The organism is Streptomyces sp. Y2F8-2 (assembly GCF_014905555.1).
GTDB classification, from domain to species: domain Bacteria; phylum Actinomycetota; class Actinomycetes; order Streptomycetales; family Streptomycetaceae; genus Streptomyces; species Streptomyces cynarae.
Window position 1 is genome coordinate 143,747 of sequence record NZ_BNGS01000014.1, and the last position, 22,177, is coordinate 165,923.

Annotated in this window: 22 protein-coding genes and 1 pseudogene; 10 read left to right on the top strand and 13 right to left on the bottom strand. The window is 69.8% G+C overall.

Annotated elements, in window-relative coordinates; all coding sequences use genetic code 11:
• Window position 1: 1 nt before the first annotated feature.
• Together SY2F82_RS35750 and SY2F82_RS35755 are read right to left on the bottom strand one after the other, a co-directional pair.
• Entirely contained in the window at window positions 2-538 is a 537-nt protein-coding gene (locus SY2F82_RS35750; protein ID WP_200423266.1) for a TetR/AcrR family transcriptional regulator, read from the bottom strand.
• Window positions 538-858, bottom strand: a complete 321-nt coding sequence (locus tag SY2F82_RS35755) for a multidrug efflux SMR transporter (RefSeq protein ID WP_200423267.1) — start codon at window positions 856-858, stop codon at window positions 538-540. Before SY2F82_RS35755 ends, SY2F82_RS35750 begins: the two co-directional genes overlap by 1 nt.
• Window positions 859-1,141: 283 nt before the next feature.
• On the opposite strand from SY2F82_RS35755, the gene SY2F82_RS35760 reads away from it, so the two are divergent.
• The gene (locus tag SY2F82_RS35760) at window positions 1,142-1,996 is read left to right on the top strand and encodes an AbfB domain-containing protein (protein ID WP_200423268.1); all 855 of its coding nucleotides are present in this window, start codon (window positions 1,142-1,144) and stop codon (window positions 1,994-1,996) included.
• Window positions 1,997-2,089: 93 nt separating this feature from the next.
• Here SY2F82_RS35760 and SY2F82_RS35765 read toward each other — a convergent pair whose 3' ends face one another.
• The 8 genes from SY2F82_RS35765 to SY2F82_RS35800 all read right to left on the bottom strand — a co-directional run bounded on the left by SY2F82_RS35765 (window position 2,090) and on the right by SY2F82_RS35800 (window position 8,690).
• Window positions 2,090-2,425: a metal-sulfur cluster assembly factor gene (locus SY2F82_RS35765; protein WP_103844434.1), complete on the bottom strand. Its 336-nt coding sequence runs from the start codon at window positions 2,423-2,425 to the stop codon at window positions 2,090-2,092.
• A complete protein-coding gene (gene sufU / locus SY2F82_RS35770; protein WP_200423269.1) occupies window positions 2,422-2,889 on the bottom strand; it encodes a Fe-S cluster assembly sulfur transfer protein SufU in 468 nt (155 codons plus the stop codon). Before sufU ends, SY2F82_RS35765 begins: the two co-directional genes overlap by 4 nt.
• A 17-nt stretch (window positions 2,890-2,906) precedes the next feature.
• Window positions 2,907-4,163: a cysteine desulfurase gene (locus SY2F82_RS35775; RefSeq protein ID WP_200423270.1), complete on the bottom strand. Its 1,257-nt coding sequence runs from the start codon at window positions 4,161-4,163 to the stop codon at window positions 2,907-2,909.
• Window positions 4,160-4,924, bottom strand: coding sequence for a Fe-S cluster assembly ATPase SufC (gene sufC, locus SY2F82_RS35780; protein ID WP_200423271.1), 765 nt, complete (start codon window positions 4,922-4,924; stop codon window positions 4,160-4,162). Before sufC ends, SY2F82_RS35775 begins: the two co-directional genes overlap by 4 nt.
• A 7-nt stretch (window positions 4,925-4,931) precedes the next feature.
• Window positions 4,932-5,252: a non-heme iron oxygenase ferredoxin subunit gene (locus SY2F82_RS35785; protein ID WP_103844430.1), complete on the bottom strand. Its 321-nt coding sequence runs from the start codon at window positions 5,250-5,252 to the stop codon at window positions 4,932-4,934.
• Window positions 5,249-6,433, bottom strand: coding sequence for a Fe-S cluster assembly protein SufD (gene sufD / locus SY2F82_RS35790; protein ID WP_200423272.1), 1,185 nt, complete (start codon window positions 6,431-6,433; stop codon window positions 5,249-5,251). Before sufD ends, SY2F82_RS35785 begins: the two co-directional genes overlap by 4 nt.
• Before the next feature lie 62 nt (window positions 6,434-6,495).
• Window positions 6,496-7,917, bottom strand: a complete 1,422-nt coding sequence (sufB, locus tag SY2F82_RS35795) for a Fe-S cluster assembly protein SufB (protein ID WP_200423273.1) — start codon at window positions 7,915-7,917, stop codon at window positions 6,496-6,498.
• Window positions 7,914-8,690: a metalloregulator ArsR/SmtB family transcription factor gene (locus SY2F82_RS35800; protein ID WP_200423274.1), complete on the bottom strand. Its 777-nt coding sequence runs from the start codon at window positions 8,688-8,690 to the stop codon at window positions 7,914-7,916. Before SY2F82_RS35800 ends, sufB begins: the two co-directional genes overlap by 4 nt.
• 161 nt (window positions 8,691-8,851) lie before the next feature.
• Here SY2F82_RS35800 and SY2F82_RS35805 point away from each other — a divergent pair.
• The 4 genes and pseudogenes from SY2F82_RS35805 to SY2F82_RS35820 all read left to right on the top strand — a co-directional run bounded on the left by SY2F82_RS35805 (window position 8,852) and on the right by SY2F82_RS35820 (window position 12,512).
• Window positions 8,852-9,675: pseudogene (locus SY2F82_RS35805) on the top strand (aminoglycoside N(3)-acetyltransferase).
• 84 nt (window positions 9,676-9,759) lie between these two features.
• Window positions 9,760-10,683, top strand: coding sequence for an ABC transporter ATP-binding protein (locus tag SY2F82_RS35810; RefSeq protein WP_200423275.1), 924 nt, complete (start codon window positions 9,760-9,762; stop codon window positions 10,681-10,683).
• A 50-nt stretch (window positions 10,684-10,733) separates the two neighbouring features.
• Window positions 10,734-11,450, top strand: coding sequence for an ABC transporter permease (locus tag SY2F82_RS35815; protein ID WP_236041997.1), 717 nt, complete (start codon window positions 10,734-10,736; stop codon window positions 11,448-11,450).
• 54 nt (window positions 11,451-11,504) lie between these two features.
• Window positions 11,505-12,512 (top strand): heme A synthase, encoded by a 1,008-nt coding sequence (locus SY2F82_RS35820; protein ID WP_200423277.1) that lies wholly within the window; start codon window positions 11,505-11,507, stop codon window positions 12,510-12,512.
• A 26-nt stretch (window positions 12,513-12,538) separates the two neighbouring features.
• Here SY2F82_RS35820 and SY2F82_RS35825 read toward each other — a convergent pair whose 3' ends face one another.
• The 3 genes from SY2F82_RS35825 to SY2F82_RS35835 form a co-directional block, all read right to left on the bottom strand.
• Window positions 12,539-13,645: an amidohydrolase family protein gene (locus tag SY2F82_RS35825; protein ID WP_200423278.1), complete on the bottom strand. Its 1,107-nt coding sequence runs from the start codon at window positions 13,643-13,645 to the stop codon at window positions 12,539-12,541.
• A gap of 66 nt (window positions 13,646-13,711) precedes the next feature.
• Window positions 13,712-14,047: a hypothetical protein gene (locus SY2F82_RS35830; protein WP_200423279.1), complete on the bottom strand. Its 336-nt coding sequence runs from the start codon at window positions 14,045-14,047 to the stop codon at window positions 13,712-13,714.
• A 78-nt stretch (window positions 14,048-14,125) separates the two neighbouring features.
• On the bottom strand, window positions 14,126-15,112 hold the full coding sequence (locus SY2F82_RS35835; protein ID WP_374707234.1) for a heme o synthase: 987 nt from the start codon (window positions 15,110-15,112) through the stop codon (window positions 14,126-14,128).
• A 369-nt stretch (window positions 15,113-15,481) separates the two neighbouring features.
• On the opposite strand from SY2F82_RS35835, the gene tkt reads away from it, so the two are divergent.
• Genes tkt through pgl form a run of 5 tightly spaced genes read left to right on the top strand, consistent with a single transcriptional unit; the run spans window position 15,482 to window position 22,111 of the window.
• The gene (tkt, locus tag SY2F82_RS35840) at window positions 15,482-17,569 is read left to right on the top strand and encodes a transketolase (protein WP_200423280.1); all 2,088 of its coding nucleotides are present in this window, start codon (window positions 15,482-15,484) and stop codon (window positions 17,567-17,569) included.
• Between the two features lie 34 nt (window positions 17,570-17,603).
• Window positions 17,604-18,722 (top strand): transaldolase, encoded by a 1,119-nt coding sequence (tal, locus tag SY2F82_RS35845; protein ID WP_200423281.1) that lies wholly within the window; start codon window positions 17,604-17,606, stop codon window positions 18,720-18,722.
• 4 nt (window positions 18,723-18,726) lie between these two features.
• Complete coding sequence (gene zwf / locus SY2F82_RS35850; protein ID WP_200423282.1) at window positions 18,727-20,259, top strand: glucose-6-phosphate dehydrogenase; 1,533 nt, start codon at window positions 18,727-18,729, stop codon at window positions 20,257-20,259.
• Window positions 20,256-21,332, top strand: a complete 1,077-nt coding sequence (gene opcA / locus SY2F82_RS35855) for a glucose-6-phosphate dehydrogenase assembly protein OpcA (protein ID WP_200423283.1) — start codon at window positions 20,256-20,258, stop codon at window positions 21,330-21,332. Before zwf ends, opcA begins: the two co-directional genes overlap by 4 nt.
• Window positions 21,329-22,111, top strand: a complete 783-nt coding sequence (gene pgl / locus SY2F82_RS35860) for a 6-phosphogluconolactonase (RefSeq protein ID WP_200423284.1) — start codon at window positions 21,329-21,331, stop codon at window positions 22,109-22,111. Before opcA ends, pgl begins: the two co-directional genes overlap by 4 nt.
• Window positions 22,112-22,177 lie beyond the last annotated feature (66 nt).

The following is a 22,177-nucleotide window of genomic DNA, read 5'->3' on the forward strand; positions in this document are numbered from 1 at the left end:
ATCAGGGGATGACCCGGGCCAGGGCCTCCCGCGCGTACTCCTCGTCGTACGGCGCCCCCGTCAGCAGTACCTGGAGACAGATCCCGTCCAGCAGGGCGAGCAGCGCCCGCGCCGTGGCCGGATCCGTACGCCGCGCCAGCCACTCGGCGGTCTGCTCCGCCCACTCGGCGGCGACGGGCCGCAGCGCCGGGCGGCGCAGGGCCGCGAGATACAGCTCGTACTCCAGCTCGACGCCCGCGCGGTCGCCGCCCAGCCACTGACCCAGCAGCCGGGCGAGGCCCGCCGCGAGGTCGCCCTCGGTGTCCTCCAGCAGGCCGCTCTCGGTGAGCGTCCTGGCGAACCCCTCGTTCGCCTGCCGCAGCGCGGCGACCATCAGTTCGTCCAGGGTTTTGAAGTGGTACGTCGTGGAGCCGAGCGGCACGTCGGCCTCGGCGGCGACCGAGCGGTGGCTCAGTCCGGCGATGCCCTTCTTCCCCACCACCCGGATCGCCGCGTCGATGATCCGCCGGCGCCGCTCGGGGTCGTAGCGGCGGGGCATCAGTGCGCACCTCCCAGGTTCAGGACCACCACCCCGCCGACGATCAGCGTGATGCCGGCGATCTTCGCAAGGCCCAGCCCCTCCCCGAAGAGCACCAGGCCGATCATGGCCACCGTGGCGGTTCCGGCGCCGGACCAGATCGCGTACGCGGTGCCGATCGACAGGGTCTTCAGGGTCTGTGCGAGCAGCAGGAAGGAGAGGACATAGCCGAGGAGGGTCACCAGCGAGGGCCCGAGCCTGCTGAACCCGTCGCTGTACTTCATGGCGGTCGTGGCCGCGACTTCGGCGGCGATGGCCCCGGAGAGGAACGCGTATCCCATGTGTACGAGTGTACGCATCGATGTGTACGACCGTACACATGGGTGCGCGCACGAAACGGGGACGCATGGGCGCGCCGTCGAGAAACCGCTCTCAAACGGGTGCTGAGAACCCGTCATGTCCACTACAGTTTCACCGGTCGATCACTCGGCTTTCACGGTCGCCGCCGTTCCGCGTGCCCGTGGCCCGGGTCGGCCCCTGTCTTCCCCGCTTTCTCCCGTTGTGCCACGACCCGCCTTCTGACGATTCCGCGTCCGCCGTACGGCGACGCCGAGGGAACCGCGCATGCCAGACACCAACCCCCCACCCGCTCCGGACCGGCCCGCCCCTTCCCCGGTGTGGGAGACCGGCAATGTCCCGGGCGAAGCCCGGGCACCGGGATCCCGCAGACTCTGGGCGGCAGGGCTGCTCGCCGTGGCCGTCTTCTCCACCAGCGCGATAGCGATCTCCGTGCTGGGCAGGACAAGTGACTCGCCGTCACCGAAACGCGCGCAGGACACGGCCGTCGCACTGGGCGACCCGGACGTGCCCGACTTCTCGCTGCCCCCCTCCCCCGCGGCGGCGCCCAGCGGGAAGAGCGGCCTGACGTCCGGCAAGGCGTCCCCGGCCACCCGGGCCGACTCGCCCTCTCCCGAGCCCGCCAAGCACACGGCCGGGGCCGAGCCCGCCTCTCACGCCTCGAAGCCGTCCGCCCCCAAGCCCCCGAAGTCCGCGCCGTCCGCCACCTGGAGCTCGGTCCGCTCGGTCAACTACCCCGACCGGTACTGGCACATCAGCGGCGACTACGTGAAGCTCGACCCGATCGGCTCCGCCCCGGCCCGCCGCGACGCCACCTTCAAGGTCGTCAATGGCCTTGCGGACGGCTCCTGTTACTCCTTCACCACGGCCGACGGCACCTACCTGCGCCACCGGAGCTTCCTCCTGCGCGACGAGCCCGACGACGGCTCCTCCCTGTTCCGGCAGGACGCGACCTTCTGCCCCCGCCCGTCGTCGTACTCCGGAGCGGTCATGCTGGAGTCGGTCAACTACCCCGGCCGCTTCCTGCGCCACCGGAACTTCCAGCTCAAGCTGGACCCGTACCAGGCCGGCGACCTGTACCGGGCGGACTCGGCGTTCCGTCTGGTGGACGGACTCGCCTGAACCCGTCCGGGCATGCGAAACGGCGAGGCCCCATCGGACCTCGCCGTTCCTCCCGCTTGCGGCTCGTGCCTCGTGGCTCTCGCCTCGTGGATCTCAGACGTTGAACCCGAGCGCCCGCAGCTGCTCGCGGCCGTCGTCCGTGATCTTGTCGGGGCCCCACGGCGGCATCCAGACCCAGTTGATGCGCAGCTCGTTGACGAGGCCGTCCGTGGCGGACTTGGCCTGGTCCTCGATCACGTCCGTCAGCGGGCAGGCCGCCGAGGTCAGGGTCATGTCGACGGTGGCGATGTTCGCCGCCTCGTCGATGTGGATGCCGTAGATCAGACCCAGATTGACGACGTCGATGCCCAGCTCGGGGTCGACGACGTCCATCAGGGCCTCGCGGAGCTCCTCCTCCGAGACCGGCTTCATCTCCACGGTGTCGCTCATGCCGTCTTCCTTTCGGCCTCGGCTCCGCCCAGCGCCTGGGCCGTCGCGTCCTTCCACGCCATCCAGCTCAGGAGGGCGCACTTCACCCGCGCCGGGTACTTGGACACCCCGGCGAACGCGACCGCGTCCTCCAGGACCTCCTCCATCGCGTCGTCGGGCTCGATCCTGCCCTTGGACTGCATCAGCTCCAGGAAGGTCTCCTGGATCTTCTGCGCCTCGGCCAGTTCCTTGCCGACGAGCAGCTCGTTCAGTACGGAGGCCGAGGCCTGGCTGATGGAGCAGCCCTGGCCCTCGTACGAGACGTCCTTGATCGTCGTGCCGTCGTACTTCACGCGAAGGGTGATCTCGTCGCCGCACGTCGGGTTCACGTGGTGCACCTCGGCGTCGCCATCCCGCAAGCCCCGCCCGTGCGGGTTCTTGTAGTGGTCCAGGATGACTTCCTGGTACATGGAGTCCAGCTTCACGTTTCAGCTCACGCCCTTCAGCCGAAGAAGTTCCGAACGTGCTCCAGGCCCTCGACCAGAGCGTCGATCTCGGCCGGCGTGGAGTACAGATAGAACGACGCTCGCGTGGTCGCAGGAATTCCGTACCTGAGGCACACCGGGCGGGCGCAGTGGTGGCCGACGCGGACCGCGATGCCCTGCTCGTCGAGGACCTGGCCCACGTCGTGCGGGTGGATGTCGCCGAGCGTGAAGGAGATCGCGGCGCCCCGGTCCTCGGCCGTGGTGGGGCCGATGATCTTCAGATCGGGAACCTCGCTCAGCCGCTTCACCGCGTACTCGGTGAGCGCGTGCTCGTGGGCGAGGATCTTGTCCATGCCGATCGAGTTCAGGTAGTCGATGGCCGCGCCGAGACCGACCGCCTGCGCGATCGGCGGGGTGCCCGCCTCGAACTTGTGCGGGGCGGGAGCGTACGTCGACGAGTGCATCGACACCGTCTCGATCATCTCGCCGCCGCCCAGGAAGGGAGGCAGGTCCTCCAGCAGCTCCTGGCGTCCCCACAGCACGCCGATGCCGGTCGGGCCGCACATCTTGTGGCCGGTGAAGGCCACGAAGTCGGCCTGCAGGGCCTGTACGTCCAGCGGCATGTGCGGCGCGGCCTGGGAGGCGTCGACGCAGACCAGGGCGCCGACCTCCTGGGCGCGGCGCACTATCGCCTCGACCGGGTTCACGGTGCCCAGGATGTTCGACACCAGCACGAAGGAGACGATCTTCGTCTTCTCCGTGATGATCTCGTCGATGTCGGACAGGTCGAGGCGGCCGTCGTCGGTCAGGCCGAACCACTTCAGCTTCGCGCCCGTGCGCTGCGCCAGCAGCTGCCACGGCACGATGTTGGAGTGGTGCTCCATCTCCGTGATGACGATCTCGGTCTCGGAGTCCACCCGGTAGGGCTCGTCGGCCCATCCGAGCATGTTCGCCACGAGGTTCAGCGACTCGGAGGCGTTCTTGGTGAAGATCACCTCGTCGCGGCTCGGCGCGTTGATGAACTCGGCGACCTTGTCACGCGCGCCCTCGTACAGCGCCGTGGCCTCCTCGGCGAGCACATGCACACCGCGGTGGACGTTGGCGTTGTAGCGCTCGTAGTACTCGCTGAGGGCGTCCAGCACCTGGCGCGGCTTCTGCGACGTCGCCGCGTTGTCCAGGTACACGAGCTTCTTGCCGTCGTGAACCAGTCGGTCCAGGACGGGGAAGTCCTTACGGATCGCCTCGGTGTCGAGGAGGCCCGGCAGCTGTGTCACGCGGATGCGCCACCCTTCGTGTATGCCTCGTAGCCCTCGTCCTCCAGCTTGTCGGCGAGCTCGGCGCCGCCGGACTCGACGATCCGGCCGCCGGAGAAGACGTGGACGAAGTCGGGCTTGATGTAGCGCAGGATGCGCGTGTAGTGCGTGATCAGCAGGGTGCCGACCTCGCCGGTCTCGCGGACGCGGTTGACGCCCTCGGAGACGATGCGAAGCGCGTCGACGTCCAGGCCCGAGTCGGTCTCGTCCAGGATCGCGACCTTCGGCTTGAGCAGCTCGAGCTGGAGGATCTCGTGACGCTTCTTCTCACCGCCGGAGAAGCCCTCGTTCACGTTGCGCTCGGCGAAGGACGGGTCCATGTTGAGGCGCTCCATGGCCTCCTTGACCTCCTTCACCCAGGTACGCAGCTTGGGGGCCTCGCCGCGGATGGCGGTGGCGGAGGTGCGCAGGAAGTTGGAGACCGAGACGCCGGGGACCTCGACCGGGTACTGCATCGCCAGGAACAGGCCCGCACGGGCGCGCTCGTCGACGGACATCTCCAGGACGTCCTCGCCGTCGAGCAGCACGGTGCCGCTGGTGATCGTGTACTTGGGGTGACCCGCGAGGGAGTAGGCGAGGGTCGACTTGCCCGAGCCGTTGGGGCCCATGATGGCGTGCGTCTCGCCCTGCTTCACGGTGAGGTCGACGCCCTTGAGGATCTCCTTCGTGGCGTTGTCGGCCTCGACGGTGACGTGCAGGTCTCGGATTTCAAGCGTTGCCATGGGTGCCTCAGGACTCCTGGGTGAGGGAGACGAGCACGTCGTCCCCTTCGATCTTTACGGGGTATACGGGGACGGGGCGCGTCGCGGGAAGGGCGTCCGGCTTGCCGGAGCGGAGGTCGAAGCGCGAGCCGTGCAGCCAGCACTCGATGTGGCAGTCGTCGACCTCGCCCTCGGACAGGGAGACGTTCGCGTGCGAGCAGATGTCGTTGATCGCGAACACCTCGCCCTCGGTGCGCACGACGGAGATGGGCGTGCCGTCGAGTTCCACCCGCTTCGGGGTGTCCTCCTCCAGCTCGCTCAGACCGCAGACACGTACGAAGGCGCTCATGCGACGGACGCCTCCAGCTCCTCTTCGATCTTGGCGATCAGCCGCTCCTCGATGTCCGCGACGCCGATCTGCTGGACCAGCTCGGCGAAGAAGCCGCGGACCACCAGGCGGCGCGCCTCGTGCTCCGGGATACCGCGGGCCATCAGGTAGAACAGCTGCTCGTCGTCGAAGCGGCCGGTGGCGCTGGCGTGGCCGGCGCCGACGATCTCGCCGGTCTCGATCTCCAGGTTGGGGACCGAGTCGACGCGGGCGCCGTCCGTCAGGACGAGGTTGCGGTTCATCTCGTACGTGTCCGTGCCCTCGGCCTTGGCCTCGATGAGCACGTCACCGATCCACACGGCGTGCGCGTCGTCGCCCTGGAGCGCGCCCTTGTAGACGACGTTCGACTTGCAGTGCGGGGTGTTGTGGTCGACGAAAAGCCGGTGCTCCTGGTGCTGGCCACGGTCGGTGAAGTACAGGCCGAACAGCTCGACCTCGCCGCCGGTGCCGGCGTAGGTCACCCGGGGGTGCAGACGGACCACGTCGCCGCCGAAGGTCACGACCACGGACTTGAAGCTCGCGTCCCGGCCGACCAGCGCGTTGTGCTGGGCCACGTGCACGGCCTTGTCGTCCCAGTCCTGGACGGAGACGACGGTCAGCTTGGCGCCGTCACCCACGATGTAGTCGACGTTGGCGGCGAGCACCGCGTCACCGGTGTGGTCGATGACGACGACGGCCTCGGCGAAGGCGCCCAGCTCGATGACCTGGTGGCCGAAGGCGGTCCCGCCCTCGCCGTGCACCGCGATACGGATCGGCTCGGTGAGGACGGTGTCCTTGGCGACGGTCACGACCGAGGCCTTCTCGAAGGCGGAGTACGCCTGGGCGGCGACGCGGTCCACCGGGGTGCCCGCCTTGCCGAGCCGCGCGTCGTCGCGGCCGACGGTCTCGACGGTGACGCCCTCGGGGGCCTGGACGTCGACCTTCACGCCGTCGCCGTTCGCGACGGCGGTGCCGTCGTGCAGCCCGCGCAGCCGCTCCAGCGGGGTGAACCGCCACTCCTCCTCGCGACCGTGCGGCACCGGGAAGTCCGCCACGTCGAAGGACGGCGGCGCGCTCATGCGCGTGGCGACGGTCGACTCGGCGGCGACCGCGATCGAGCCCGCGGTGGTGGATCCCACGGGGATGTTCTGGGCCTCAGCCATGGCTGTCGTTGTGCTCTCTTCCTGCGTCAGAAATCTGCGTGCTGCTTGTCCGGCGGCGGTCGTCAGCCGACCGCACCCTCCATCTGCAGCTCGATCAGCCGGTTGAGCTCCAGCGCGTACTCCATGGGCAGCTCCTTGGCGATCGGCTCGACGAAGCCGCGCACGATCATCGCCATCGCCTCGTCCTCGGACAGGCCGCGGCTCATCAGGTAGAAGAGCTGGTCCTCGGAGACCTTGGAGACGGTGGCCTCGTGCCCCATGGAGACGTCGTCCTCACGGACGTCCACGTACGGGTACGTGTCCGACCGGGAGATGGTGTCGACGAGCAGCGCGTCGCAGAGCACGTTCGACTTCGACCCGGCGGCGCCCTCGCCGATCTCGATCAGACCACGGTAGGACGTACGGCCGCCACCGCGCGCGACGGACTTCGACACGATGTTGGACGACGTGTTCGGCGCCATGTGGACCATCTTGGCGCCCGCGTCCTGGTGCTGGCCCTCGCCCGCGAAGGCGATGGAGAGGGTCTCGCCCTTGGCGTGCTCGCCCATCAGGTAGACGGCGGGGTACTTCATCGTCACCTTGGAGCCGATGTTGCCGTCCACCCACTCCATGGTCGCGCCCTCGTAGGCGACGGCGCGCTTGGTGACCAGGTTGTAGACGTTGTTCGACCAGTTCTGGATGGTCGTGTAGCGGCAGCGGGCGTTCTTCTTGACGATGATCTCGACGACCGCGCTGTGCAGGGAGTCGCTCTTGTAGATCGGGGCCGTACAACCCTCGACGTAGTGCACGTAGGCACCCTCGTCGACGATGATCAGGGTCCGCTCGAACTGGCCCATGTTCTCCGTGTTGATGCGGAAATAGGCCTGGAGCGGGATCTCCACGTGCACGCCCTTCGGCACGTAGATGAAGGAGCCGCCGGACCACACGGCGGTGTTCAGCGCGGCGAACTTGTTGTCACCGGCCGGGATGACCGTGCCGAAGTACTCCTTGAAGAGCTCCGGGTGCTCCTTCAGCGCCGTGTCGGTGTCGAGGAAGATGACGCCCTGCTGCTCCAGGTCCTCACGGATCTGGTGGTAGACGACCTCCGACTCGTACTGGGCCGCGACACCGGCCACGAGGCGCTGCTTCTCCGCCTCCGGGATGCCCAGCTTGTCGTACGTGTTCTTGATGTCCTCGGGGAGGTCCTCCCAGGACTCCGCCTGCTTCTCCGTGGAGCGCACGAAGTACTTGATGTTGTCGAAGTCGATGCCGGACAGGTCCGAGCCCCAGTTCGGCATGGGCTTCTTCTCGAAGAGCTTCAGGCCCTTCAGGCGCAGCTTGGTCATCCACTCCGGCTCGGACTTCTTCGCCGAGATGTCGCGGACGACCTCCTCGTTGAGGCCGCGCCTGGCGGAGGCACCGGCCACGTCGGAGTCGGCCCAGCCGTATTCGTACTTGCCCAGGCCCTCGAGCTCAGGGTGGGCAGTCTCCGTGGGGAGAGTCATGCGGGGTTCCTCCCGGCCGTGCTTGCAGATGCGTTGTGGGTGGTCTCGGAAATCTTCGAAGCCTTGCGGGGCGTCTGGTGCGCCGCCTTGGGGATGAACGTCGTGCAGACGCCGTCGCCGTGCGCGATCGTGGCCAGTCGCTGAACGTGCGTGCCGAGCAGCTGGGAGAAGACCTCCGTCTCGGCCTCGCACAGCTGCGGGAACTGCTCCGCGACATGGGCGACCGGGCAGTGGTGCTGGCACAGCTGCTCGCCGACCGGTGCGCTGCGCGCCGTAGCAGCGTACCCGTCCGCGCTCAGGGCCTTGGCCAGCGCTTCGGTGCGCCGTTCGGGCGCGGCGGCCTCGATCGCCTCGCGGTACGCGCCGGCCTGGGCGGCGATCCGGGCGCGGGCGAACGCGGTCACGGCCGCCTCACCGCCCTCGTGCTCGGCGATCCAGCGCAGGGCGTCCGCTGCGAGCTTGTCGTACGACTGGTCGAAGGCGTCGCGGCCGCAGTCCGTGAGCGCGAAGACCTTGGCGGGCCGCCCGCGCGTGCGCGTGCCGTACACACGCTGCTCGCGCGCCTCCACGACGTCGTCGGCGACGAGCGCGTCCAGATGACGGCGTACGGCCGCCTGGGTGAGTCCCAGCCGTCCGGCCAGCTCGGCGACGGTCGACGGGCCGTGGTCCAGGATGGACCGCGCGACCCGGTTGCGCGTCGAGCGCTCCCCGGTCGCGAGTTCCTCCTGAGGGGCCCCCACCGGGGTCTCCCGAGCCTCGCCGACGTTTTTCACAACGCCATTGTTGCGTAATTCCGCAGAAGCTGACAAGCGCCGTCCGGACGGGCGGCCGGTGCGGTACGTCACTTAGGCATACCTAAGCCGACCTGCGGAAACGCTGGGCGACCGATCAAACCGGTGGCGGGCACCGGCGGTGTGGACAAGACTCCGGGGCCATGCCCACACCCCTTCCGACCGGCCCTCTTGTCACCAGGGGCGGCCTTCGCGCACAGCTGCGCGCGCTCGGCGTCACCCCCGGCGAGATCCTCCTCGTCCACTCCTCGCTCAGCGCGCTCGGCTGGGTCAACGGAGGCGCCGTCACGGTCGTCCAGGCACTGCTCGACGCCCTCGGCCCGGACGGCACGCTGGTGGTGCCGACGCAGTCCGGCGATCTGTCCGACCCGGCGCTGTGGGGAAATCCGCCGGTGCCCGAGGAATGGTGGGAGACCATCCGGGCCACCATGCCCGCCTACGACCCGCGGACCACGCCCACGCGCGGGGTAGGCGTGGTCCCGGAGACCGTACGCACCTGGCCGGGCGCCCTGCGCAGCGCGCACCCCCAGACGTCCTTCGCCGCGGTCGGCCCGCACGCCGCGGAGATCGTCGAGGGACACTCGGCCGACTGCCGCCTGGGCTGGGGGCACCGCCCACGCCCTTAAGGCAGTGGGGGAGCAGCCCGCTGGCCCGGCTGGAGGCCCTGGGCGCCCGCGTGCTGCTGCTGGGGGCCGGATACGACTCCTGCACCTGCTTCCATCTGGCCGAGTACCGCATACCCTCGCCGCTCGTCCGGGTGGGGCGGCCGGGACCGAACGGATGGGAAGTGGTGACCGAGGTGTCGATCACTTCCGAGCTCTTCGACGAACTGGGGCACGACTTCGAGCGGGACCGGCCCGTCACACGGGGAAAGGTGGGCGCGGCCGACGCGCGGCTGTTCCCGGTCGCGGACGCGGTGGCCTATGCGGAGCGGTGGCTGGCACTGCACAGGCCGCGTGACGAGTAGTTTCCGGACGTGGTCGTACCCGGTGCAATCGGTTTCCGGCCCCCCTCGTCCGGTGGACGGCGCGCCTACCTAGACTCTGGACCCATGGGAAGTGAGCCGGTCGTCCAGGTACAGGCCCTGGTGAAGCGGTATGGCACGAAGACCGCGGTGAACGGGCTCGACCTGGTGGCCCGGGCGGGCATCACCGCTGTTCTCGGCCCCAACGGGGCGGGAAAGACGACCACGGTCGAGACCTGCGAGGGCTACCGGAAGCCGGACTCGGGCACGGTCCGCGTCCTGGGCCTCGACCCGGTCCGGGAGGCCGCCGCACTGCGCCCCCGGATCGGTGTGATGCTCCAGTCCGGCGGCGTGTACTCGGGTGCCCGGGCGGAGGAGATGCTCCGGCACGTGGCCAAGCTGCACGCGCACCCCCTCGACGTGGACGCGCTCATCGAGCGGCTGGGGCTCGGCAGCTGCGGGCGGACGCCGTACCGGCGCCTGTCGGGCGGGCAACAGCAGCGGCTCGCGCTCGCCATGGCCGTCGTCGGCCGCCCCGAGCTGGTGTTCCTGGACGAGCCGACCGCCGGCCTGGACCCGCAGGCCCGCAGGGCCACCTGGGACCTCGTCCGGGACCTGCGCACCGACGGGGTCTCCGTCATCCTGACCACCCACTACATGGACGAGGCCGAGCAGCTCGCCGACGACGTCGCGATCATCGACGCGGGCCGGGTCATCGCCCAGGGCCATCCGGAGGAGCTGTGCCGCGGCGGCGCCGAGAACACGCTCCGCTTCACCGGGCGGCCCGGCCTGGACGTGGGCTCCCTGCTGAAGGCGCTGCCGGCGGACTGTTCGGCGGCGGAGCTGACGCCGGGCGCGTACCGCGTCATCGGCAAGGTCGATCCGCAGCTGCTGGCCACGGTCACCTCGTGGTGCGCGCAGCACGGGGTGATGCCGGACAGGATCTCGGTCGAACGGCACACCCTGGAGGACGTCTTCTTGGAGCTCACCGGCAAGGAGCTGCGCTCGTGACCACCGTCGGCACCTACACGCCCAAGCCCGGCGCCGCCCCCCTGCCCCGCATGATCGCCGCGCAGGCCGCGCTCGAGACGCGGATGCTGCTGCGCAACGGCGAGCAGCTGCTCCTGACGGTCGTCATCCCCACACTGCTGCTGGTCCTCTTCAGCTCGGTCGACATCGTCGACACCGGTGCGGGCAAGGCCGTCGACTTCCTCGCCCCGGGCATCCTGGCGCTCGCCGTGATGTCGACCGCGTTCACGGGGCAGGCCATCGCGACCGGCTTCGAGCGCCGCTACGGCGTGCTGAAGCGGCTCGCGTCCTCCCCGCTCCCCCGCTGGGGGCTGATGACCGCCAAGACGGCCTCAGTCCTGGTCACCGAGGTCCTCCAGGTGGTCCTGCTGACGGTGATCGCGTTCGCGCTGGGCTGGTCGCCGCACGGCAACCCCCTCGCCGTGCTGCTCCTGCTGGTCCTCGGCACGGCCGCCTTCTCCGGGCTCGGCCTGCTGATGGCGGGCACGCTGAAGGCAGAGGCCACCCTGGCCGCAGCCAACCTGGTGTTCCTGCTGCTGCTCGTGGGCGGCGGCGTGATCGTGCCGCTGGACAAGTTCCCCTCCGGCGCCCAGGACGTGCTCGGTCTGCTCCCGATCTCCGCCCTCTCCGACGGCCTCAGGTCCGTGTTGCAGCACGGGGCCGCAACGCCCTGGGGCGACCTGGGCATCCTGGCGGTGTGGGCCGTGGTGGGGCTGTCCGCGGCCGGGAGGTTCTTCCGCTGGGAGTGACCCGTTCCCCCTGGGCCGACCCCTCGTGAAAGCGTGCACAAGCGGCCCCCTACCATGAAAGGCGTGCCATACGTGACCCGCGCCGACGCCGTAGCGGCCGCGCGCAACCCGCTCGCCTTCATCGCCGCACGCTGGACCCCGCATCCCAGGACGGTTCAGCGGGCGGCGCTCGCCGCGCTCCTGATGTCGGTGGTGATCGTCGTCACCGGCGGTGCCGTGCGCCTGACCGGCTCCGGGCTGGGCTGCCCCACCTGGCCCGAGTGCACGGACGGCTCGCTGACCACGACCCGCGCCATGGGCTGGCACGGCGCCATCGAGTTCGGCAACCGCATGCTGACGTACGTGCTGTGCGCGGCCGTCGGCTGGGCGATCATCGCGGCCCGTTCGGAGAAGCCGCGGCGGCGCAGCCTCACCCGGCTCGGCTGGGCGCAGTTCTGGATCGTGATGAGCAATGCCGTCCTCGGCGGCATCGTGGTCCTCGTCGGCCTCAACCCGTACACCGTCGCCGCCCACTTCCTGCTGTCCACCGCGCTCATCACGGTGGCCACGGTGATGTGGCAGCGCACACGGGAGGGCGACGCGGAGCCGCGCCCGCTGGTGGGCAAGGCCGTCCAGCAGTTGGTGTGGTTCCTGGTCGTCGCCTCGGTGCTGCTGATCGCGGTCGGCACGGTCGTCACCGGTGCGGGACCGCACGCGGGCGACTCCCGGGAGGTCGAGCGCATCCCGATCGACTGGGAGACCGTCGCCAAGCTGCACGCCGTGCTCGCCTGGATCGTGGTGACGCTGACGTTCGCCCTGTGGTTCGTCCTGAAGGCGGTCGACGCGCCGAGCGGCCCGCTGCACCGCACCCGTGAGCTGTTCCTGATCCTCCTCGGCCAGGGCGTCATCGGCTATGTCCAGTACTTCACGCACCTGCCGGAGCTTCTGGTCGGCCTGCACATGTTCGGCTCCTGCCTGGTGTGGATCGGGGTCCTGCGGGTGCTGCTGTCGCTGCGCGAACGCACCGGCGTGACCGCCGGCCTTCCGGGTCCCTCGACGGAGTCGGCCCTCACCAACGCCTGACGGTCTCCGCGCCCCGGCCGTACGGCTCACTCCAGCCCGTAGACCCGCCGCGCGTTCCCCGCCGCGATCATCCCCGCCACCCGCTGCGCGTCCGCGAGCGACCAGGCGCCCTCGGCGACCCAGCCGCCCAGTAGTCGGGACAGCGCCTCGCGGAAGAGGCGGGCGCCGATCACATGGAGTTCGGGCAGGCCGTGGGCGCCGCTGGAGAAGAGGACCTTGCCGAAGGGCGCCAGCTCCAGGACCTCGGCCAGGACCGCGGCGGCCCGGGCGCCGGTGCGCACCAGGGCCGCGCCCAGGTCCGCGTAGACGTGCGGGAAGACCCCGGCCAGATGCGCGGCGTGCCGGTGGTACGGATAGCCGTGCAGCAGGATCAGGTCCGTGCCGAGACCGGCCGTGGCGCGCACGAAGTCGGTGAGCAGGACGGGGTCGGTGCGGTCGATGCGCAGGCCAGGTTCGCCGAGGCCCGCGTGGAGCTGGAGCGGCCGGCCCGAGGCCACCGCGCTCCACAGCAGATGGCGCAGCAGCACCGGGTCCGACAGGGTGCCTCCGACTCTGCGTCCCGCCAGCCAGCGGCCGGCCGCGCCTCGTACCTCCCCCGGGCCCGGCGGCTCCGGCGCGAGCGCCAGACCGTGCCGTACGCCCGCCACCGAGGTGAACGCGACCGCGTGGGCCGCCGCCCCGTGGATCGACTCGGCGAGATTGGCGAGGAATCCCTCGACCGTGCCGGAGGTGTCGGCCACTTGTTCGGCGAGCAGTTCCAGGCGGACGATCTCGTGTGCCTCGGCTTCACCGGCGGAGGCCATCTCGGCGGGCCCGGTCAGATCGCCGGGCAGCCCGGTGTCGACGAGGTAGGTGGTGATGCCGCTGCCGCGGAGCAGCCTGCGCCCCGCCTCCAGGACTCCGAGTTCGCGCCGCCGGGCGAGATAGCGGGCCGGCGGGCAGTGCGGCTCCAGACCGAGCAGCGGCGGACACCAGCGGCGTACGGCGAAGCCCGTCTGGGTGTCGAACAGGGTCGTACCGGCGGCGGGCGGGCCCTCGGTACGGGCGAGGTGGGCCTCGAAGGTGCCGAGGCCCAGCTCGGTACGGACCACGCCGTGACAGTACTGGTCCACCAGGGACGGCGTTTCGATCATCCGGACTCCCGTGACTGGACCGTGCCTCCTGAAGGTCCTAACGGGTGAACCCGGCGTGAGGTGTTGCTACTGGGCGGTGCGCGTACCGCCCACCTGGATCCCCGCCATGCGCGTCCACTCGTACGGGCCGGTCTTCACCTTGCCCGCGAACTCGCCGTCGAACGCCTCGTGGACGGTGATGCCGGACTTCTCCACCGCCTTCTCGGCCACGGCGTAGGTGGGCGCCACGAGGTCGCCCCAGGTGCCGTCCTCACCGACGAGCACGATGCGGGCCCCGCGCTGCCCGATGTACGCGACCTGGCCCTCGGCGCCGCCGTGGGCCTTGGAGAAGGAGTCGATCCGCCGGGCGATCCGGGCCGCCCTGCGCTCGTCCTTGGGGTCAACCTGCTGCGTGTCTGCCATGGTCAGGATGCTACCGACGAGTAGATCGACTGGCGAGAGCAGTGCCCTGTGACGTACGTCCGCTGCCCGAGGTCTTCGTCAGCGGAGGAACGGATCCACCGCCACCGCGACGAACAGCAGCGAGACGTACGTGATCGACCAGTGGAAGAGCCGCATCTCCTTCAGCTTGGCCCCGGTGGCCTCCGCCTTCGCCCGGTTCTGCAGCGCGTGCGCCTCCCACAGCCACCAGCCGCCCGCCGCGAGCGCGACCGCCGTGTAGAACCAGCCGGTGTAGCCGAGCGGGGTCAGCAGCAGGGAGACCACGACCATCACCCAGCTGTAGATCACGATCTGCCGGGCGACCACCTTGTTGGAGGCGATGACCGGCAGCATCGGCACGCCCACGCGCGCGTAGTCCTCCCTGACCTTCATGGACAGCGGCCAGTAGTGCGGCGGCGTCCAGAAGAACATCGCGAGGAAGAGGATGACCGGCGCCCACGACATGGAGTCGGTGACGGAGGACCAGCCGATGAGCACCGGCATGCAGCCGGCGATGCCGCCCCACACGATGTTCTGCGAGGTACGGCGCTTGAGGATCATCGTGTAGACGACGACGTAGAAGAGGAGGGCTCCGAGCGACAGCCACGCCGACAGCCAGTTGACGGTGAAGCCGAACAGGAGCGTCGAGACGACCGCCAGCGTGATGCCGAAGGCGAGGCATTCCCGCGGGCTGACCATGCCGGTGACCAGCGGGCGCTGGGAGGTGCGGTCCATGAGCGCGTCGATGTCACGGTCGATGTACATGTTCAGCGCGTTGGCGCCGCCCGCGGACAGGTAGCCGCCGATGCAGGTGAGCAGGACCAGCTTCAAGTCCGGCACGCCCTGCTGGGCGAGGAACATCACCGGGACCGTGGTGATCAGCAGCAGCTCGATGATCCGCGGCTTGGTCAGTGCCACGAACGCCTTGACACGGGCCCCGAACGGCCGGTGGCTCGGGCTCTGGCTCGCACCGAGCACCCCCTCCCCCAGCGCCTTAAGGGCCTGGGAGGTGCCCCCAGGACGGGATTCGACGGCCGTCACGCACACCCCTGACAGAGACTTCCCAGCGAGCCGTGGCTGTGAACGCCCAGTAAAGGCTCGCGCGTACTCACGCAACTTTAGACGTTGCCCGAAGCGCGCCCTTCGCGGGGGGTGGGTCGTGTTGGACGGTGGCCGTGCCGCTGGTGAGTGCGGGGGATGGGAGAGCCGGACAGAGCTCGATTGAGCGATCGGATGAGCGGGTCCGTATTCAGTTGCCGACTACGGATATGGCGGGTCGGGAGGCGGACCTCAAAGACTCCCGGCAGTCTGGAATGACCCGAAAAGACGCACGTACTTACAGGGGTAGGCTCAGCAGCGGCCGGTGGGCGCCCAGTGCACCGGCATTCGACATGTGGAGAGGAGCCCTGACCCAGGGTGAGCACCAAGCCGACCACCACAGACCTCGAGTGGACCGAGTTGGACCAGCGTGCGGTCGACACCGCGCGTGTCCTGGCCGCCGATGCCGTACAGAAGGTCGGAAACGGCCATCCGGGTACGGCGATGAGCCTGGCTCCGGCCGCCTACACCCTCTTCCAGAAGGTGATGCGCCACGACCCGGCCGACGCCGACTGGGTGGGCCGTGACCGCTTCGTGCTGTCCGCCGGCCACTCGTCCCTGACCCTCTACACCCAGCTCTACCTGGCCGGTTTCGGCCTGGAGCTGGACGACCTGAAGGCCTTCCGCACCTGGGGCTCGAAGACCCCCGGCCACCCCGAGTACGGGCACACGGTGGGCGTGGAGACGACGACCGGCCCGCTGGGCCAGGGTGTCGCGAACGCCGTGGGCATGGCGATGGCCGCCCGCTACGAGCGCGGCCTGTTCGACCCGGACGCCCCGCAGGGCGAGTCCCCCTTCGACCACTTCATCTACTGCATCGCCGGTGACGGCTGCCTGCAGGAGGGCATCTCCGCGGAGGCGTCCTCGCTGGCCGGGCACCAGAGGCTCGGCAATCTGATCCTTCTGTGGGACGACAACCACATCTCGATCGAGGGCGACACCGCGACCGCTGTCTCCGAGGACACGGTCAAGCGGTACGAGGCCTACGGCTGGCACGTGCAGCGCGTCGCCCCGAAGCCGGACGGCGACCTGGACCCGCACGCGATCTACAACGCCATCCAGGCGGCGAAGAAGGTCACGGACCGGCCGTCCTTCATCGCGATGCGTTCGATCATCGCCTGGCCCGCGCCGAACGCGCAGAACACCGAGGCCGCGCACGGCTCCGCGCTGGGCGAGGACGAGGTCGCGGCCACCAAGCGGGTCCTCGGCTTCGACCCGGAGAAGTCCTTCGAGGTCGCGGACGAGGTCCTGGCGCACACCCGCGAGGCGCTTCAGCGGGGCCGTGAGGCCAAGGCCGAGTGGGAGAAGTCCTTCCAGCAGTGGCGGGACAACAACCCCGAGCGCGCCGCCGAGTTCGACCGGATCAGCAAGGGCGAGCTGCCCACCGGCTGGGAGGAGAAGCTCCCGGTCTTCGAGGCGGGCAAGGGCGTCGCCACGCGTGCCGCGTCCGGCAAGGTGCTCCAGGCCCTCGGTGCGGTCATCCCCGAGCTGTGGGGCGGCTCCGCCGACCTCGCCGGGTCGAACAACACCACGATCGACAAGAACAGCTCGTTCCTCCCGGCGGACAACCCGCTGCCGGAGGCGAGCCCCTACGGCCGCACGATCCACTTCGGCATCCGCGAGCACTCCATGGCCGCGGAGATGAACGGCATCGCCCTGCACGGCAACACCCGTATCTACGGCGGCACGTTCCTCGTGTTCTCCGACTACATGCGCAACGCCGTGCGCCTGTCCGCGCTGATGCACCTGCCGGTGACGTACGTGTGGACGCACGACTCCATCGGCCTCGGTGAGGACGGCCCCACCCACCAGCCGATCGAGCACCTCGCATCCCTGCGCGCGATCCCGGGCCTGAACATCGTGCGCCCGGCCGACGCCAACGAGACCGCCATCGCCTGGCGCGAGATCCTCAAGCGCTGGACGAAGGAGTTCGGCAAGGGCGCCCCGCACGGTCTGGCGCTGACCCGTCAGGGCGTGCCGACGTACGAGCCGAACGAGGACACCGCACGCGGCGGCTACGTGCTGTTCGAGGCGGAAGGCGGCGAGCCGCAGGTGATCCTGATCGCCACCGGGTCCGAGGTGCACGTCGCCGTGGAGGCGCGCGAGCAGCTCCAGGCCGACGGCGTTCCCACGCGGGTCGTGTCGATGCCGTCCGTGGAGTGGTTCGAGGAGCAGGACCAGGGGTACCGGGACAGCGTCCTGCCGCCGTCTGTGAAGGCGCGGGTCGCGGTCGAGGCCGGGATCGGCCTCACCTGGCACAAGTACGTCGGGGATGCGGGACGCATCGTTTCCCTGGAGCACTTCGGTGCTTCGGCCGACGGCAAGGTGCTCTTCCGCGAGTTCGGTTTCACTGCCGAGAACGTCGCATCCGCCGCCCGGGAATCGATCGCCGCAGCCCAGCGCTGACGCTGATACACGACACGTAGGAGATGCATTTTCCATGACAGACGCACTCAAGCGCCTCTCCGAGGAAGGCGTCGCGATCTGGCTGGACGACCTGTCGCGCAAGCGGATCACGTCCGGCAACCTCGCCGAACTGATCGACCAGCAGCACGTCGTGGGCGTCACCACCAACCCGACGATCTTCCAGAAGGCGATCTCCGAGGGCGACGGCTACGACCAGCAGCTCGCTGACCTCGCCGCCCGCAAGGTCACCGTCGAAGAGGCGATCCGCATGATCACCACGGCGGACGTCCGGGACGCCGCCGACATCCTGCGTCCGGTGTTCGACGCCACCGAGGGCCAGGACGGCCGGGTGTCGATCGAGGTCGACCCGCGGCTCGCGCACAACACCCGGGCCACCGTCGCCGAGGCCAAGCAGCTGGCCTGGCTGGTCGACCGCCCCAACACCCTCATCAAGATCCCGGCGACCCGTGCGGGCCTGCCGGCGATCACCGAGACGATCGGCAACGGCATCAGCGTCAACGTCACGCTGATCTTCTCGCTGGAGCGCTACCGCGAGGTCATGGACGCCTACCTCAGCGGCCTTGAGAAGGCCCGCGAGAAGGGTCTGGACCTCTCCAAGATCCACTCGGTGGCGTCCTTCTTCGTCTCCCGCGTCGACACCGAGATCGACAAGCGGATCGACAAGTTGGGCACCGACGAGGCCAAGGCGCTGCGCGGCAAGGCCGCCATCGCCAACGCGCGCCTGGCGTACGAGGCGTACGAGGAGGCCTTCTCCTCGGACCGGTGGAGCGCGCTGGAGAAGGCGGGCGCGAACAAGCAGCGTCCGCTGTGGGCCTCCACCGGCGTGAAGGACAAGGCGTACAAGGACACCCTGTACGTGGACGAGCTGGTGGCGCCGAACACGGTGAACACCATGCCGGAGGCCACCTTGGTGGCCACCGAGGACCACGGCGAGATCACCGGCAACACCATCGCCGGCACCTACGAGCAGGCGCGCGCCGACCTCGACGCGCTCGCGAAGCTCGGGATCTCGTACGACGAGGTGGTCCAGCTCCTGGAGGACGAGGGCGTCGAGAAGTTCGAGGCCTCCTGGAACGACCTGCTCAAGTCGACCGAGGCGGAACTGCAGCGCCTCGCGCCCTCGGAGGGCTGACATCTTGACATCCGCACACGGAGCGAATCCGCTTCGTGACGCCGCGGACCGACGGCTCCCGCGCATCGCGGGGCCGTCGGGCCTGGTGATCTTCGGCGTTACGGGCGATTTGTCACGTAAAAAGCTGATGCCGGCCGTTTACGACCTGGCAAATCGGGGTCTGCTGCCCCCGGGCTTCTCGCTCGTCGGCTTCGCCCGCCGCGACTGGGAGCACGAGGACTTCGCCAGAGTGGTCCACGACGCCGTCAAGGAGCACGCCCGCACGCCGTTCCGCGAGGAGGTCTGGCAGCAGCTCCTCCAGGGGATGCGCTTCGTCCAGGGCACCTTCGACGACGACGACGCGTTCGAGCGGCTGCGCTCGACGATCGAGGAGCTCGACAAGGCGCAGGGCACGGGCGGCAACTTCGCCTTCTACCTCTCCGTGCCGCCGAAGTCCTTCCCGGTCGTCATCCAGCAGCTGAAGAAGCACGGCCTGGCCGAGCAGTCGGGCGGTTCCTGGCGGCGCGCGGTCATCGAGAAGCCGTTCGGCCACGACCTGAAGTCGGCCGAGGAACTCAACAAGGTCGTGCACGAGGTCTTCGCCCCGGACCAGGTCTTCCGCATCGACCACTACCTGGGCAAGGAGACCGTCCAGAACATCCTGGCGCTGCGCTTCGCCAACACGATGTTCGAGCCGATCTGGAACCGGTCCTTCGTGGACCATGTGCAGATCACCATGGCGGAGGACATCGGCATCGGCGGCCGCGCGGGCTACTACGACGGCATCGGTGCCGCCCGGGACGTCATCCAGAACCACCTGCTCCAGTTGCTGGCGCTGACGGCCATGGAGGAGCCCGCCTCCTTCGACGCCGACGCGCTCGCCGCGGAGAAGACCAAGGTGCTCGGCGCGGTCCGGCTGCCGAAGGACCTGGGCGCCTCGACCGTGTTCGGGCAGTACGCGGCCGGCTGGCAGGGCGGCGAGAAGGTCATCGGGTACCTCGAGGAAGAGGGCATCGACAAGAAGTCGAAGACCGACACCTACGCCGCGGTGAAGCTGGCGATCGACAACCGCCGCTGGGCGGGCGTGCCGTTCTACCTGCGCACCGGCAAGCGGCTGGGCCGCAGGGTGACGGAGATCGCGGTCGTCTTCCAGCGGGCCCCGCACTCCCCCTTCGACACCACGGCCACCGAGGAGCTGGGCCAGAACGCGGTCGTCATCCGCGTCCAGCCGGACGAGGGCGTCACCGTGCGCTTCGGTTCCAAGGTGCCCGGCACCTCGATGGAGATCCGGGACGTGTCCATGGACTTCGCCTATGGCGAGTCCTTCACGGAGTCCAGCCCGGAGGCGTACGAGCGCCTGATCCTGGACGTACTGCTGGGTGACGCCAACCTCTTCCCGCGGACCGAGGAGGTCGAGCTGTCCTGGAAGATCCTCGACCCGATCGAGGAGTACTGGGACAAGCACGGCAGGCCCGCGCAGTACCCGGCCGGAACCTGGGGGCCCGTCGAGGCGGACGAGATGCTTCAGCGAGACGGACGGAGCTGGCGCCGGCCATGAAGATAGACCTCACGGACACCACGGCCAGCAAGATCAACAAGGCGCTGGTGGAGGGCCGCCGAGCGATCGGCACGCCCGCCGTCGGCATGGTGCTCACGCTGGTCATCGTCACCGACGAGGAGAACGCCTACGACGCGCTGAAAGCCGCGAGCGAGGCCTCGCGCGAGCACCCCTCGCGCACCCTCGTGGTCATCAAGCGCGTCTCGCGTTCGCCGCGCGACCGCACCTCCTCGCGTCTGGACGCGGAGGTGCGGGTGGGCGCGGAGGCGGGCACCGGCGAGACGGTGGTGCTGCGGCTGTACGGCGAGGTGGTGGACCACGCCCAGTCCGTGGTGCTGCCGCTGCTGCTGCCGGACGCGCCGGTCGTCGCCTGGTGGCCGGTGAACGCACCGCTCGACCCGGCGAACGATCCGCTCGGCGCCCTCGCGCAGCGCCGGGTGACGGACTCCTACACGGCGCAGGCGCCGGTACAGGAGCTGAGCGCCCGGGCCGATGCCTACACACCCGGCGACACGGACCTGTCGTGGACCCGCATCACGCCTTGGCGGTCGATGCTGGCCGCGGCCCTCGACCAGGTCACCTGCGAGGTGCGCAAGGTCGAGGTGGAGGGCGAGGAGTTCAACCCGAGCTGCGAACTCCTGGCGATGTGGCTGGCGGACCGCTTGCACGTCCCGGTGAAGCGCTCGCTCTCCTCCGGCCCCGGCCTGACCGCGGTCCGCATGGAGACGAGCTGCGGCCCGATCACGCTGGGCCGCGCGGACGGCTCGCTCGCGACCCTGTCCATCCAGGGTCAGCCGGACCGTGCCGTGGCGCTCAAGCGCCGGGAGACGGCCGAGCTGATCGCGGAGGAGCTGCGGCGGCTGGACCCGGACGACACGTACGCGTCGGCGCTGCGGTACGGGGTGGACCGGCTGAACACGGAGGCCGACGAGTCCGTGGCCGGCGATCCCGTGGCAGGCGAGCCTGCGGCTCAGGAGCCGGAGGCGGTCGAGGCCCCCGTGGAGACGGCCGCGAAGGCACCCGCGAAGAAGGCCACCAAGAAGGCCCCGGCGAAGAAGGCGGCCGCCAAGTGACTGCTCCCCAGCTCGTCGTGCACCGCGACAAGGAGTTGATGGCCCAGGCCGCGGCGGCCCGGCTGATCACGAAGATCGTGGACGCGCAGGCCTCACGCGGCTCGGCGTCGGTCGTGCTCACCGGTGGCCGCAACGGCAACGGCCTGCTCGCCGCGCTCGCCGCCGCACCGGCCCGGGACGCCGTCGACTGGGGCCGCCTGGACCTGTGGTGGGGCGACGAGCGGTACCTGCCGGAGGGCGACCCGGAGCGCAACGTGACCCAGGCCAGGGAGGCTCTGCTCGACTCCGTGCCGCTGGACCCCAAGCGCGTGCACGCCATGCCCGCGTCCGACAGCCCGTACGGTGCGGACGTGGAGTCCGCGGCCGAGGCGTACGCGGCGGAACTGGCCCGTGCCGCGGGTCCCGAGAACCACGGCTCGGTGCCCACCTTCGATGTACTGATGCTGGGCGTCGGCCCGGACACGCATGTGGCGTCGCTGTTCCCGGAACTGCCGGCGGTGCGGGAAACGGAACGAACGGTCGTCGCCGTCCACGGCGCGCCGAAGCCGCCGCCCACGCGTATCTCCCTCACGCTGCCGGCGATCCGGGCGGCGCGCGAGGTGTGGCTGCTGGCGGCGGGCGAGGACAAGGCGCAGGCGGCGGCCATCGCCCTGTCGGGCGCCGGCGAGATCCAGGCGCCGGCGGCCGGCGCGCACGGCCGCTCGCGCACGCTGTGGCTGCTGGACGCGGCGGCGGCGTCGAAGCTACCGCGCTCTTTGTACCCACCTGCGTCGCCGTGAGGAACGGGGGCGGCAGCGGATGACCCGACTGCCGCCCCCGTCGCCTCAGTTGACCCCCTCACGAGC